The organism is Desulfomicrobium salsuginis, assembly GCF_054657795.1.
Map to the genome: position 1 here is coordinate 2,400,348 of NZ_BAAHYA010000002.1, position 13,217 is coordinate 2,413,564.

The 13,217-nt window shown below is 63.9% G+C and carries 12 protein-coding genes and 1 tRNA gene; 5 read left to right on the forward strand and 8 right to left on the reverse strand.

Translation table 11 applies throughout. The features are described from left to right. Position 1 precedes the first annotated feature (1 nt). The 4 genes from def to ACYQ3G_RS18015 are packed head-to-tail and all read left to right on the forward strand — an operon-like array spanning position 2 to position 3,580. On the forward strand, positions 2-517 hold the full coding sequence (gene def / locus ACYQ3G_RS18000) for a peptide deformylase (protein WP_459828268.1): 516 nt from the start codon (positions 2-4) through the stop codon (positions 515-517). Beyond that, the gene (gene fmt, locus ACYQ3G_RS18005) at positions 487-1,494 is read left to right on the forward strand and encodes a methionyl-tRNA formyltransferase (RefSeq protein ID WP_459828271.1); all 1,008 of its coding nucleotides are present in this window, start codon (positions 487-489) and stop codon (positions 1,492-1,494) included. The genes def and fmt overlap by 31 nt, the downstream gene beginning before the upstream one ends. Before the next feature lie 5 nt (positions 1,495-1,499). Then, on the forward strand, positions 1,500-2,309 hold the full coding sequence (locus tag ACYQ3G_RS18010) for a DUF116 domain-containing protein (protein ID WP_028577848.1): 810 nt from the start codon (positions 1,500-1,502) through the stop codon (positions 2,307-2,309). Beyond that, on the forward strand, positions 2,306-3,580 hold the full coding sequence (locus ACYQ3G_RS18015; RefSeq protein ID WP_459828275.1) for a transcription antitermination factor NusB: 1,275 nt from the start codon (positions 2,306-2,308) through the stop codon (positions 3,578-3,580). Before ACYQ3G_RS18010 ends, ACYQ3G_RS18015 begins: the two co-directional genes overlap by 4 nt. Before the next feature lie 7 nt (positions 3,581-3,587). Here the strand turns inward: ACYQ3G_RS18015 and ACYQ3G_RS18020 are convergent, their stop codons facing one another. The 7 genes from ACYQ3G_RS18020 to ACYQ3G_RS18050 form a co-directional block, all read right to left on the reverse strand. Beyond that, positions 3,588-3,833: a hypothetical protein gene (locus tag ACYQ3G_RS18020; protein ID WP_459828277.1), complete on the reverse strand. Its 246-nt coding sequence runs from the start codon at positions 3,831-3,833 to the stop codon at positions 3,588-3,590. 199 nt (positions 3,834-4,032) lie between these two features. Next, positions 4,033-4,941: a dihydroorotate dehydrogenase gene (locus ACYQ3G_RS18025; protein WP_459828280.1), complete on the reverse strand. Its 909-nt coding sequence runs from the start codon at positions 4,939-4,941 to the stop codon at positions 4,033-4,035. Position 4,942: 1 nt separating this feature from the next. Further along, the gene (locus tag ACYQ3G_RS18030; RefSeq protein ID WP_459828283.1) at positions 4,943-5,719 is read right to left on the reverse strand and encodes an iron-sulfur cluster-binding protein; all 777 of its coding nucleotides are present in this window, start codon (positions 5,717-5,719) and stop codon (positions 4,943-4,945) included. Positions 5,720-5,741: 22 nt separating this feature from the next. Continuing rightward, entirely contained in the window at positions 5,742-7,313 is a 1,572-nt protein-coding gene (locus ACYQ3G_RS18035; RefSeq protein WP_459828286.1) for a DNA repair protein RecN, read from the reverse strand. A gap of 10 nt (positions 7,314-7,323) precedes the next feature. Further along, entirely contained in the window at positions 7,324-8,964 is a 1,641-nt protein-coding gene (locus ACYQ3G_RS18040; RefSeq protein ID WP_459828289.1) for a glycosyltransferase family protein, read from the reverse strand. Continuing rightward, the gene (locus tag ACYQ3G_RS18045; protein ID WP_459828292.1) at positions 8,961-10,463 is read right to left on the reverse strand and encodes an ATP-binding cassette domain-containing protein; all 1,503 of its coding nucleotides are present in this window, start codon (positions 10,461-10,463) and stop codon (positions 8,961-8,963) included. Before ACYQ3G_RS18045 ends, ACYQ3G_RS18040 begins: the two co-directional genes overlap by 4 nt. A gap of 54 nt (positions 10,464-10,517) precedes the next feature. Further along, positions 10,518-11,129 carry a YceI family protein gene (locus ACYQ3G_RS18050; protein ID WP_459828295.1) on the reverse strand — a complete coding sequence of 204 codons (612 nt, stop codon included), beginning with the start codon at positions 11,127-11,129 and terminating at the stop codon, positions 10,518-10,520. Between the two features lie 220 nt (positions 11,130-11,349). Between ACYQ3G_RS18050 and ACYQ3G_RS18055 the strand changes: the two genes are divergently transcribed. After that, a tRNA-Ala gene (locus ACYQ3G_RS18055) sits at positions 11,350-11,425 on the forward strand. Positions 11,426-11,863: 438 nt separating this feature from the next. On the opposite strand, the gene ACYQ3G_RS18060 is transcribed toward ACYQ3G_RS18055, so the two are convergent. Beyond that, positions 11,864-13,096: a glycosyltransferase family 4 protein gene (locus ACYQ3G_RS18060; protein ID WP_459824223.1), complete on the reverse strand. Its 1,233-nt coding sequence runs from the start codon at positions 13,094-13,096 to the stop codon at positions 11,864-11,866. Positions 13,097-13,217 lie beyond the last annotated feature (121 nt).

Below are 13,217 nucleotides of genomic sequence, written 5' to 3' on the forward strand. Positions count from 1 at the left end.
TATGCTGAGAAAAGTACGTACATATCCTGACCCGGTGCTGGCCGCAAAGGCCGCGCCGGTGACGGAGATCACCGACGAAATCCGCACCCTGGCCGCCGACATGATCGAGACCATGTACGCGGACAAGGGCATCGGACTGGCCGCGCCCCAGGTGGGCGAGAGCGTCCGCCTCATCACCGTGGACCTGAGCGGCCCGGACAAGCGGGAGGATCCGCACGTCTTCGTCAACCCGGTCCTCTCGCACCTCGAGGGCGAGGTGGACTCCGAGGAAGGCTGCCTGTCCGTGGTCGGCTACCGCACCACCGTGACCCGCGCCGAACGGCTGCACCTTTCGGCCACGGACCTGGACGGCAACCCCGTGGAGATGGACGCCGACGACCTCATGGCCATCTGCCTGCAGCACGAGGTGGACCACCTGAACGGGATCCTGTTCATCGACAAGATCAGTAAATTGAAGCGCACCCTGTATGAGAGAAAGCTCAAAAAATGGCTGAAAGAGAAGATAGAAAAAGACTGAGAGTCGTCTTCATGGGCACGCCGGACTTCGCGGCGGCGTCCCTGCGGCACCTTCTCGACTGGGGCGGCTGCGACGTCGTCGGCGTGTACTGCCAGCCCGACCGCCCCTGCGGCCGCGGCCAGGTCTGCACGCCCCCGCCCGTCAAGCTCCTGGCCATGGAGCACCACCTGCCCGTGTTCCAGCCCCTGAACTTCAAGAGCCAGGCCGACGTGGACCAGCTGGCGGCCCTGGCCCCGGACCTCCTTCTCGTGGCCGCCTACGGCCTCATCCTGCCCCAGTCGGTGCTCGACATCCCGCGCCTGGGGGCCATCAACGTGCACGCGTCGCTCTTGCCCGAATACCGCGGCGCCGCGCCCATCCACAGGGCCATCGTCGACGGGCGCCACGTCACCGGCATCACCATCATGCAGATGGAGGCCGGCCTGGACACGGGCGACATCCTGCTGCAGCGCAGCCGGGCCATCGGCATCAACGACACGGCCCAGAGCCTGCACGACGAACTGGCCGACATGGGCGGCCGGCTCCTGGTGGAAGCCCTGGAAAAAACCGGCACGGGCCGTCTGGTGCGCATCCCCCAGGACCACGCCAAGGCCACCTACGCGTCCAAGCTCTCCAAGGAGGAAGGGCGCATCGACTGGAATCAGCCTGTCCTGACCGTGCACAACCGCATCCGCGGCCTTTATCCCTGGCCCGGTTCCTGGTTCGACTGGGACGGCATGCCCGGCAAGACCCTGCGCCTGACCGTGCACCCCGGCGTCATCGGCGAGCCTCTGCCCGAGGGCGTCCGGCCCGGCGAAATCCACGGCGTGGCCGGCGACAGCGTGCTCATCGCCTGCGCCGACCGGCTCTACGCGGTGCCGACCATCAAGCCGGCCGGGAGCAAGCCCCTGGGCGGACGCGAATTCTACTGCGGATACCTGAGCCGCTGCTCCGGCGAACACCTGCTCAAACCCGACCTGGCCTGCCCGGGCGACTAGGAGCCATGCCCAAACCCAGGAGCGGAAAACCCCTCAGAAGCCCCCTGGAACAGGAGATCCGCGACTCCTTCCAGACCCGCAAGCGCGTTTTCATCGGGCTCATCACCGGCTCGTCCGTCTTTCTCTGCGTTTTCATCGCCCTGCTGTGGGTCATCCCCTTCGTCGGGCTGACCAGCATCCATCCCCTGGCCCCGTGGATCCTGGGCTTCGTCACCGCGGCCCTCATCCTGGCCATCGGCTGGGCCGCCCTGGCCCTTGTGCTGAACATCCTCCTGGGCCGGCCGGTGCTTTTCGCCAAGCGCCTGCGCGGCGTCACGGTCAAGCTCTTCCTGCCCCTCATGACCCTGCTGGGCCGGCTGGTGGGCATCCCCAAGCAGACGGTCCGGGCCTCGTTCATCAAGGTCAACAACGAGCTGGTCCGGGGCGAAGGCCACCGCTACCCCGCCGACAGGATCCTGCTGCTCATGCCGCACTGCATCCAGAACAGCCGCTGCAAGTACCGGCTGACCTACGACATCGACAACTGCAAACGCTGCGGCGAGTGCGCCCTGGCGGGCCTTTTGGCCCTGCGGGACAAATACGGCGTCAAGCTGGCCGTGGCCACGGGCGGGACCATCGCGCGGCGCATCGTGGTCCAGCACCGCCCCAAGATCATCATCGCCGTGGCCTGCGAGCGCGATCTGGCCAGCGGCATCCAGGACACCCACCCCGTGCCCGTCTACGGCATCCTGAACTCCCGGCCCTTCGGCCCGTGCCTCGACACGGACGTGGCCCTGGAGCAGGTCGAATGGGCCATCAAGGAGTTCTCGGCATGAGCACGCCCCAGGCCCGGCGGCTGGCCATGGACATCCTGCGCCGCACCATGGACCACCACCAGGACCTGCAGGCCGCCGTGGACGACGTGCTGGCCGGCGTCGCGCCGGGGCCGGACAAGGGCCTGGCCACGGAACTGGCCTACGGCTACCTGCGGCTGCGCGGCCGCATCGATTTCATTCTCGCCCAGCTCCTCAAAAACCCGCACCAGACCTCGCCAGTCCTGAAGCGCATCCTCGGCGTGGCCGCCTACGAGCTCCTGTATCTGAGCCGCATCCCCGAATACGCCACCCTGGACTGGGCCGTGAGCCTCGTGCGCGAGCGCCTGGGGGAACCCTTGAGCAAGGTGGCCAACGGCGTGCTGCGCAACTTGGTCCGCCTGGGCCGCGCCGTGCATCTGCCGGACTATTACGAGGGCAAGACGGCCGGCCAGGCCAAATTCCTGTCGGCATGGTGCTCCTGCCCGCTCTGGCTGGCCGAACTCTGGCTCAAGGCCTACGGCAAGGACAAGGCACGGGCGTATCTTGAGGCGTCCCTGCAGGCCCCGCCCCTGGGCGTGCGGATCAACAGACTGCACCCCCAAGGCGAAAGGCTGCGGCAGGACCTCGCGCCCCTGGCCGAGACGCGCACGGATTGGGGCTTCGCCCTGAAGCAGTGGCCGGACTTCCTGGACGAGGCCGTGGCCGCAGGCGCCGCCACCAGGCAGAGCCTGGCCGCCCAAAAGATCATGGACACCCTGGGCGCGGAGCACTGGCCGAGCCCCGTGCTGGACGCCTGCTGCGGACGGGGGGGCAAGACTTTTCTCATGGCGGAACTGGGCAAGACGGTCTGGGCCTCGGACGTCAACGTCTTCCGGCTGCGCCAGCTCAAAGGGGAATCGGCGCGGCTGGGGATGCCCGTGCCGGCGTTCAGGGCTGGAGCGCAGGGTCCGTATCCATTGCGGCAAGGCCCGCGCACCGTGTTTCTCGACGCACCCTGCTCGGGCCTGGGCGTCCTCTCGCGGCGTCCCGACATCAAATGGAAGCGAACCCCGGCGGACTGCGCCGGACTGGCCGTTCTGCAGGACGAGATGCTGCGGGCGGCGGCGGAACTGCTGCCGCCGGGCGGGTGTCTGGCCTACGTGACCTGCACCCTCAATCCCGAGGAGAACGAGGGACGAATCGAAAGGTTTGTCCGCGCCCACCCGGGCCTGCGCCTGCTGCGGCAGGCCCAGAGCGACCCGGCCGAAGGGCTGGAGGAATTCTTCTACGGCGCGGTGCTGAAGAAAGGCTGAATCGCGGCTACGTGTTCTGGACCCGGCGGTGAAACTCCTTGACCAGGATCTTCTCCAGGCATTCGCGGCAGATGTCGGTGTTGTTGCAGTTCTGCAGCTTCATCTCGATGACCGGGTTCATCTTGCCCAACTGCCCGCCGAGCCGCGTCAGATTGGACTGGTCTTCGATGACCAGGGTATAGCGCTCCTCGTAGATCCCGTCCTTGAGACCCATGATCTCCTTCCCGCAGATGTCGCAGAATCTCTTGATCATCCTACCTCCGTGTGCTGCGATGGAAATTCCGAAAGGCATGGATCCCCGCCTTCGCGGGGATGACGCGGACGCTATGCGACTGAACAGCGGTCTTCCATCAGTCGAACTCAGCAACAGCTTGCGTGCGTGCAGGAAGTCATTCCCGCGAAGGCGGGAATCCATGCCTCTCCCTGCCCCCCCCCTATGCCCGCACCTCTGACTAAACCTTGAGCGTCCCGCGGTATTCGTCCCAGGACCCGATCCCCAGGGACTCGGCCAGGGCCGCCACCTCGTCCACCAGGCGGAAGGCGTTGTCCGGGCGCATGAAGTTGTAGGTCCCGACCTGCACGGCGTGGGCGCCGACCAGGATGAACTCCAGCACATCCGCGGCGCTGACGATGCCGCCCATGCCGATGACCGGCACGTTCACGGCCTGCACGACCTGATGCACCATGCGCAGGGCCACGGGCTTGATGGCCGGGCCCGACAAGCCGCCGACCACGTTGGCCAGGCGGCTTTTGCGCGTGCGGATGTCCACGGCCATGCCGGAGAGGGTGTTGATGAGGGACAGCATGTCCGCGCCCGCGTCCACGGCCGCCCGGGCGATGACGCGCACGTCGGTCACGTTGGGGCTCAGTTTCACGATGACGGGCTTGGAGCCCGAGCGTTTCTTGACGGCCGCGACCACTTCGGCCGCCATGTGCGGGTCCTGGCCGAACTGCACCCCGCCCTCGCGCACGTTGGGACAGGAGATGTTGACCTCCAGGGCCGCGATCTTGTCTTCATGCGCAAAGATGGCCGCCAGTTCGCCGAAGTCCTCGGGGGTCTGGGCGTAGAGGTTGGCGATGAGGGTCGCGTCGGCCGGAATGAAAGGCAGCTTCTCGGTCAGGAACTTCTCCACGCCCACGTTCTGCAGGCCGATGGCGTTGAGCATGCCGCAGGGCGTCTCGGCGATGCGCGGCATGGGGTTGCCGGTCCGCGGGGCCAGGGAGATGCCCTTGAGGCACAGCCCCCCGAGTTTCGACAGGTTGCCGAAGCGCATGAACTCAAGGCCGTAACCGAAGGTGCCCGAAGCGGTGATGACGGGATTTGCGAGGGTCAGGGACCCGAGTTTTACGGTCTGATCCATGCTATGCCCCCAACTCGATGTCGCGCACGTCGAAAACCGGTCCGTGCACGCAGCTTTGTACATAGTCTCCCTGAGTCGTCTTGGCCACGCAGCCCAGACACGCCCCCACCCCGCAGGCCATGCGGTTCTCCAGGGACACCTGGCCGTCGGTGCCGTGTTCCAGGCAGTACTTGCGCACAACCTTGAGCATGGGCTCCGGCCCGCAGGCCAGGACCTGGCCCTTGCCGGCCAGCGCCCTGATGCGCTCGGACAGCACGGTCTCGAAGGCCGCGATGTCGGCCGGCGTCTTCTGCTGGATGGCCTCGCTCGGGATGCTCGCGGCGATCTCGTCGTAGGGGTAGTGCTGCAGGTCCAGGCGATGGCCGAAGAGCATGGACAGGTTATCCCTGCGCTCCCGGCGGGCGAGCATGACGAAGGGCGCGATGCCCACGCCCCCGGCCAGGATCAGGTTGGGCCGCGACTCGTCGATGCGGAACCATCTTCCCAGCGGCCCCCAGACCGTGACCTTCTGGCCCGGCGTAAGCTCGGCCAGCCGGCGCGTGCCGCGGCCCACGGTCTGGAACAGGATGCGCAGGCCGTCTTCGGACACGTCGCAGACCGAGAAAGGCCGCGGCCAGATGAGTTCCGCGCCCCACTGCGCAGGCCGGAGCATGACGAACCGGCCCGGCCGGCAGGTCCAGCCCGGCGCGGAGAGGATGAGGTTGACCAGGCTCGGGTCGCTGCCGGGCCGGCAGGAGAGGACCTCCAAATCCCGGCATGGCGTCTGGCTGTCGATCATATGGTGTTCCCGGACATGTGTCCTATGCGTTGTCGGTTTTCGTGGTTTCCCCGGCCATGCGGGCCAGTTCCGTCTGGCGCTCGGCCGGGGTGAGGCTCGTGCAGAGCGTGTAGGTCGCGCCGTCGTGCACTTCCTTGCGGATGGCGAAATGTTCGTCGGCCAGCCGGGCCAGCTGGGGCCAGTGGGTGATGAGGATGACCTGCTGGCGCGTGGCCAGGAGGCGGATGCGCTCGGCGACCTTGATGAGCGTCCGGCCGCCGATACCTGAGTCGACCTCGTCGAAGAGCAGGGCCGGCAAGCCTTCCCGGGAGCGCAGGCTGACCACGGCCAGCAGGAAGCGCGAAAGCTCGCCGCCCGAGGCGATGCGGTCCAGGGGCTGCGCGTCCAGACCGGGGTTGGGCACCCACAGGAAGCGGGGCCGCAACTCGTCGATGCCGGGGTGGACCGTCTGGGCGCGGAACTCCACCAGGACGCGCAGGTGCTCGGAAAAACCCAGGTTCTTCAGCTCGCTTTCGAGATCCCGGGTCAGGTCCACGGCCGCGGCTTCGCGGGCGGCGTTGAGCGCCTCCGTGGCGTCGCGCAGGACCGAGGCGGTCCGGGCCTCTTCCTTGTCCAGGCGCTTCAGTTCGAGCCCGCTCTCGTCCAGAAAGGACAGGTTCTCCTCGATCTCGGCCCCCAGGGCCACGATGGAGTCGAGGGAGCGCTTCAGCTTGCGCTGCAACTGCTGCAGCTCCCACAGGCGCTTCTCGACCTGCTCGGCGTCGTAGTCCTCGCCACGCGACGAACCCGAGGAGCGCAGGTCGCGCAGCATGTCGGCCAGTCCGTCGCGAAAGCGCCCCACTTCCCGGGCGTGTTCGCGCAGCCCCTCGTCGTCCTCCCCGAGGCCGGCCAGGGCCCGCTCCAGGGACGAAAGCATGTCCTGCAGCCCGTTCTCGCCCAGGAGAAGGCCCTGGGCCTCGCCGGCCAGGGTGCGGGTCCGCTCGGCGCGCCGCGCATCCTCGCGGCGCTGCAGCAGCTCTTCCTCTTCGCCGGGCTGCGGGTCCACCTTGCGGATCTCGGCCAGCTGGAATTCCAGAAACTCGCGCCGCTCCATGAGCCCGGCCATGCGCCGCTCCACCTCGGCCCGGCGGGCCAGGACGGCCTGCAGGGCCTCGCGGGCGGCCCGCTGCGCGGCCAGGACCTTCGGGTCGGCCAGGAACGCGTCGAGAACCTCCACATGGTGCTCGGCCGAAAGCAGCCGTTGCTGGCCGTGCTGGCTGGTGTGCATGAGAAGGCGCGGCCGAAGCTCGGCCAGACGCTCCTGGGAGCCCAGGTCGTCGTTGATGAACAGGCGGCTGCGGCCCGTACGGGCCAGTTCGCGGCGCAGAAAGAGCTCATCGCCGTCCAGGCGGAACACGGCCTCCACCAAGGCCTTGTCCCTGCCGGGCCGGACCAGGTCGGCCGAGATGCGTTCGCCGAGGATGAAGTCCAGGGCGCGCAGGATGAAGGACTTGCCCGCGCCGGATTCGCCCGTGAGCACGTTCAGGCCGGGGCAGAACTCAAGTTCCACGTCGTCGATGAGGGCCAGGTTGCGAATGCGCAGTGTCTCGAGCATATCCGCCTTGTCACGAAGGTGGGTTCGTTGCCGAAAAATCGCCCGCCAGCAGGGCGCGGATCCGTCCGGATGCGTCGCGGGCGGCCAGGATGCGCCCGAATCTCTCGCCCTGCCCCTGACGCATGGCCTCGCCGTGCGCCACGAGCATCTCCTCGAGCCCCTGCCTGACGCGAAAGGCACGGCAGTCGGCCAGGCCCAGCTCGAGCCCGAGCCGCCAATCCCGGCGGTCGTGCAGGGAGAGGTGTGAAAGGGCCTTGATGCGCAGCCCGTCCCAGCCGCTTTCGCTGGCCAGAATCCGGGCGATTTCCCCGTACACGTGCAGGTCACCGGGGGCGAACGTGCTGGCCAGAACCAGACATTCCAGGGCCGACTGGGGCAGATGCGCGCCGGGGTCGAACACGAATCCCGGCCGGAAGGACCGCCCGATGCGTTGTAGCTCCCTGGCCCAGGCAAGGCAAATGGAAAGCGGCGTGTGCCCCGGGTCCGGGGCCGCGGGTGCGGCGTGGCGGATGTGACGCAGGAAGAAGAGGCGCGCCAGGACCGGATCGCCGGCCTTGAGCGCCCCCATGCTTCCCGCCAGATTGACTTCCGGGAAGGCCGCGTACTGCCCAGTCTCAGCCACGGGCAGGGCCACGCGCATGAATTCGTCCCGCCCGGCCTCGGCACTCAGCCGCAGCATGGCGGCCAGGACCTCGTCCGTCACGGGCAGCGCCCCCAGCCTCGCCGCCATGACGCCCGCGCCCATCGCCAAGCGCCCGGCCTCCCGGAGCTGGGACACGGTCAGCCACCAGGCCACATCCGCCGACGGCCCGGTCACGGCGCACCGCGCAAGCCCGACGGCCGCGTCCAGCAGCGAGGCGGCCCGGTGCTCGGGGAGGTGCTCATGCTGCACTCGCTCCCAGGCGCGAAGCCCCATGCTCCTGGCCAGCAGGTCATCGCCCTGCAGGCGCCCCGCCCAGTCCGCGAGTTCGGCGCCGTCGCGGTACGCGGCCACTTCCTCGCCGGGTTCGAACAGATCCTCCAGGCCCGGGATGGCCGGGTTGAGGACCGCGCACCCGCATGAGGCCGCCTCGAACAAGCGAAAATTCACTTCGCCGAAAATGGACTCGTTGGGCACCAGGCGGCTCTCGTCGTACATGTCGAGCATGGCAGCAAAGCCCAGATCCTGGCGCACGCGCACCTCGCCCAGCTCCTGCAGCAGCTCCACGAACCACGTACGCACCGGCCGAGCGGCCGTGAGCCGCCCCACGAAGGCCATGCCGGGCCGCCGCCCTTCCCACGGCGCACGCCGACGCCCCTCGCCATGCCAGGGCAGCCAGAGGGCGCTGGTCACGCCGCGCCGCGCAAACCAGGGCAGCCAGTGCTTCTGGGTCGAGCAGAAGAGATCGAAGAGCCGGGCGTAATACTGATGCCAGAAACTGTTCAGATGGGTGTCGATGGACCAGTAGATCTTGGGGCAACCGAGGGAGGGCAGGTCGGCGATGAGGGTGCGAGGGCCGAGGGTTTCTTGCTGAATGAACAGGTCGGGGACGAAATCCCCCAGCAGTGGGGCGATATGGACCACCCCTGCGGGCGGGCGCAGGTCCAGCACCGCATGCCCCAGTTCGGACAGGGCCCGGCTGAGCCCCAGATGGACGCAGGCGATGTTCATGCCCGGCGTTGGTCCTCCCCGCTCTGCCCGAAAAGCGCGGCAAAGGCGTCGGTCCCGCGGAGCTTCGGCCACTCCATGGCCGCGGCGCAACGGCCCTGGTCGAGAACGAGGCCATGAGTCAGGAGGTCGTCCATGAATTCCGGAGAATGGGTGGCAAGAATGAGAGTCCTGCCCCGGGAGGCCCAGTCGGAAAGCAGCTCGACCATGCGGGACTGCCAGGATGCGTCGAGGCCGGAAAAAGGTTCGTCCAGGACCAGCAGTTCCGGCGCGTGGACCACGGCCCTGGCCAGCATGACCTGGCGGGCCTGCCCGAAGGACAGGGACGCCAGAGGACGGTCCAGCCAGTCTTCCATGCCCCAGGCGCCGGCCAGGTCCTCGGCCATGGCGACCTGGGCCGGCCCGAGACCGCGGTGCACGCCCAGGCCGTCGCACAGCCCCGAGAGGAGCACGTCCCGGCAGGTGGCCCCGGGCTCCATGCGTTCGCCCAGCCACGGCGCGAGGATGCCGATGCGGCCGCGGATTTCGGCCATGCGGATGAGGCCGGTCCGGCCGAACCACGAGGCCTCGCCGCCGGGCCAGGAGCGTCGGTAGCCCGTGACGAGCTGCAGCAGCGTGGACTTGCCGCTGCCGTTGCGGCCAAGCACGCCCCAGCACTGGCCCGAACGCACGGTCCAGGTCAGGTTGTCCACGGCCGCGCGGCCGTCCATGACCACGGAACAGGCGCGCAGTTCGACGATGTTCTCCGGCCGCGTCTCGCCGGCCTGTCGCTCGGGCAGGTCCAGGACGCCCGGCCGCACCCGCGAGGGCCTGTCCACCAATCGGCCGTGCTCGATGTAGATCCGCCCGCGCACCGCCTCAGGCACCGGCAGCAGACCGTGCCCGCTGACGAGCAGGCGCGTGCGCCCCGTGTCCGCGATGCGGTTCAGGGCGTCCAGCAGGCGCAGCTGGCCTTGGCGGTCCAGGCCCTGGGTCAGTTCGTCCACGGCCAGGAGCCGCGGTTCGGCGATGAGGGCCCGGGCCAGCAGGGCGCGCTTGGCCTGTCCGGTGGACACGGCCCGCATGGGTCTGTCGAGGACAGGCCCAAGGCCCATCTCGAAGCCCAGGGACCTGGCCTGCGCCTGCTCGGCCTCCGAGGCATCGTGGTAGAGAAAGGGGGTATTGCGCAACCCGGCGCAGACGACTTCCCAGATGGACACGCGCAGGTCGTGGCGCTGGTACCAGTCGGCCATGTCCGGCGTGACCAGGCGCACATGGGGGCGGACGGCGATGGGCGAGTCCGAGTCCTCGCCGAAGAGACGGTAGACGCGTCGGCCGCCGCTGCGCTGCGACGGCCAGAGTTCGCCAGTCAGCAGACGCAGGAGCGTGGTCTTGCCTGCCCCGTTGTCGCCGACCACGGCGAAGTGTTCCCGTCCGGCGACATGCAGGGTCAGTTCGTGCAGGATGCGGGCGGTGCCCAGGTCCACGTCGACCCGGTCGAGATGTATCTCAAGACTGTCCATGCTCCCTCGGAGTGCGGAAAAGGCGGCCGAACGGAATCGTCCGGCTGGACAGTCCTACCGTTGCAGCAACTCCATGTCGATAGTCAGGTCTATGGTCTCGCCCATGACGCCCATCTGCGTCCACTTGGCTTCGCCGACATGGAAGTCCAGCCGGTTGATGGAGAACTGGGCGTGCAACCCAAGCACCTTGGTGTCCGAAAAATTGTCCTTAAACGGGTGTACGGCGACGCCGAGCACCTTCACGGGTACGCGTATTTCCGCCGTCACGTCCTTGATGGTCAGGTCGCCGGTCACGTACAGGACATTCCCCTCGCCCTTGGAGACGCTCTTGGAAGCGAAGATGATGCGCGGCGACTTCTCCACGTCCAGGAAGTCGGGGCCGCGCAGATGCTCGTCGCGGGCCGGGACGCCGGTGTGCACGCTGGCGCTGTCGATCAGGATATAGAACTGGGACTTCTCCGGCGCGGCCGGAGCGTATTCCACCTCGCCCGAAAACCTGGCGAAAACGCCGGGCACAAACCCGACGATATGCCGGATGCGAAAGCCCACGGTCGAATGCTCGCCGTCGATCTCCCACGAATCGGCATCAGGCACCCCGCCCAGGGCCGAACCCGCACCCAAAACGCAGGTCAGGAAAAGAACGCCTATGCTCAGAAATGATCTCATTGTTTCCTCCGCTGTTTTCTCGCTCAGCACCCGATGAACGGGCTGCAAGGGCCGCCCCGCAAGGATTCACGGCCACATGCCCCCCGGCAGGCTTGCCGGGAGGAGCGCGTCAGACAAGCCCCCTTATCAGGGACCCGGCTGTTTCGCCATACTTGCGCGTATGACGATTTTTCCTGTTGACAGCCAAGGTGGTTTATATCAAAAGGCGGCTTCGCGTCGTGGGGCTGTAGCTCAGCTGGGAGAGCGCTTGAATGGCATTCAAGAGGTCGTCAGTTCGATCCTGATCAGCTCCACCACTTATAAACGCTTCAAATGATTCTTGAATGCCGCTAGAAAGCCGTCCGAAAGGGCGGCTTTCTTGTTTACCCCCGCCAAACAAAAAAGTTGGCGCCCCCAGAAGGGGCCAGCCTGAGATCTATTCATTCCCCCTGAAGAAGCAAAAATGAACAGAACCTCTTGAAAATTTTCAAGGGGTTTTTTTTTGCCGCCCTACTTTCTGTTTTGGATCAGAAATTTCAGGAAACTGGATGGGGAGTGATGACCGATTTGACCCAAAGACGCTTGTGATTTGGACGGTGATGGTTCTCTGACGGATAATCAGTGTTTTTGGCCTGAAATTTTCGAAACTCCTGTCTGGATAAGTTGTTAAAAAAAAACGAAAAAGAAGAACAGGCCGCTTTCGCTCAATCGCCATTTATCAACGACCTGATAAGTCATCTGTACGCATAACAGTGCTACAGGGTTAAGATCTCTTCATAAAGTTCAGCGTACTTGCCAGCGACCACCTTATTCTCAAACTCCGTCACAACCTTGCTTCGCGCATTATCACTGAGTTTTTTATAATCAGGCGAATCCAAAACCCATTCAATCCCTTTCGCTAAACTTTTAGGATCAAATGGTGTTGCTTTGTAGCCGTCAAACTTATGAGTCACTATATCTTTCGGCCCAGTGGCATCAAAGCAGACCACTGGAGTGCCGCATGCCATAGACTCAGCCAATGTTTTTCCAAACGCTTCCATCAAACTTGGTGCCACAAATACATCAGCAGATGAGTATATCAACATCAAAGACACATTATCATACATAAAACCGAAGCTAGTATATTCAAAACCCAAACTTTGAACGACAGAGTTATCTACTCTTCCAAAAAAACAGAGGTAATATTGATTTTTATCAAGATACTTAAGCGCCTCAATATATTTACTGAACCCTTTGTAAAACGAATTCAAATCTGTTGCTCCTGCCAAGATCACTTTCTTATCTGTTTTAATCCCTAAGATACTTTTGGCTATTATTTTATCAATTGGATATAAAGCATTCGAGCTCACGTTATTGTGAATAGTTCTGATGTCGTAAGATTTAAAAAGATCACTTGCTTTCGCCTGTTCAGTCAACCAATTACTAATGCCAACTATTTTTATTGACTTAGGCAAGAATTTTTTCTTCCTCCACAGAATAAAGCGCGAAAGGTCTAAGCCTGATTCACTTCTTAGTTGCTTACAGTTCCCACAGCCTATCTTATAGTTTTCACAACCCATTGCGTAGTGACACCCGCCTGTCATCGGCCACATATCTCGCATAGTCCATACCATAGGCTTATTCACTTTTTTCAAATGCTGCATATCTATAAAACCAGCATTAATCCAATGAAGATGCACAATATCCGCCTCTTCATATTCTCTATTTTTGGTAAAATCATATCCAATTATACCACTGCTAAATATAAACTTTTCCCTTTTTGCATAAAAAGCGGCAAGCATGTGGTCAAAATGAGAACGAAAAAAATTAAAAGCTTTATCTTTTTTGCTTTTTGTTACAGAAACAACACCATTATCGCCCAAAGTTGTGCGGCTATTAGTAAGTATTTTTGACTCAATACCGATTTCTCGCAATCCACAATGCAACCAGTATGCACCTCTTGCAGCGCCGCCACTCAACTCTCCAGCAACAATATGCAACACCTTCATAAATTACCCATAATTGCATTCATCGTGTAACTACCTATTAAATATGCCATCGCCATCTACGCTAGAGAATCTTGCACATACTTATGTTGAAACTGTATTTCTATCTTCACAGCACCCTCCG

Coding starts and splice junctions, on each gene's coding strand:
- fmt (WP_459828271.1), top strand. CDS start 487: ATGGCTGAAAGAGAAGATAGAAAAAGACTGAGAGTCGTCTTCATGGGC.
- ACYQ3G_RS18050 (WP_459828295.1), bottom strand. CDS start 11,129: ATGAGATCATTTCTGAGCATAGGCGTTCTTTTCCTGACCTGCGTTTTG.
- ACYQ3G_RS18030 (WP_459828283.1), bottom strand. CDS start 5,719: ATGATCGACAGCCAGACGCCATGCCGGGATTTGGAGGTCCTCTCCTGC.
- ACYQ3G_RS18040 (WP_459828289.1), bottom strand. CDS start 8,964: ATGAACATCGCCTGCGTCCATCTGGGGCTCAGCCGGGCCCTGTCCGAA.
- ACYQ3G_RS18010 (WP_028577848.1), top strand. CDS start 1,500: ATGCCCAAACCCAGGAGCGGAAAACCCCTCAGAAGCCCCCTGGAACAG.
- ACYQ3G_RS18035 (WP_459828286.1), bottom strand. CDS start 7,313: ATGCTCGAGACACTGCGCATTCGCAACCTGGCCCTCATCGACGACGTG.
- ACYQ3G_RS18060 (WP_459824223.1), bottom strand. CDS start 13,096: ATGAAGGTGTTGCATATTGTTGCTGGAGAGTTGAGTGGCGGCGCTGCA.
- def (WP_459828268.1), top strand. CDS start 2: ATGCTGAGAAAAGTACGTACATATCCTGACCCGGTGCTGGCCGCAAAG.
- ACYQ3G_RS18025 (WP_459828280.1), bottom strand. CDS start 4,941: ATGGATCAGACCGTAAAACTCGGGTCCCTGACCCTCGCAAATCCCGTC.
- ACYQ3G_RS18020 (WP_459828277.1), bottom strand. CDS start 3,833: ATGATCAAGAGATTCTGCGACATCTGCGGGAAGGAGATCATGGGTCTC.
- ACYQ3G_RS18045 (WP_459828292.1), bottom strand. CDS start 10,463: ATGGACAGTCTTGAGATACATCTCGACCGGGTCGACGTGGACCTGGGC.
- ACYQ3G_RS18015 (WP_459828275.1), top strand. CDS start 2,306: ATGAGCACGCCCCAGGCCCGGCGGCTGGCCATGGACATCCTGCGCCGC.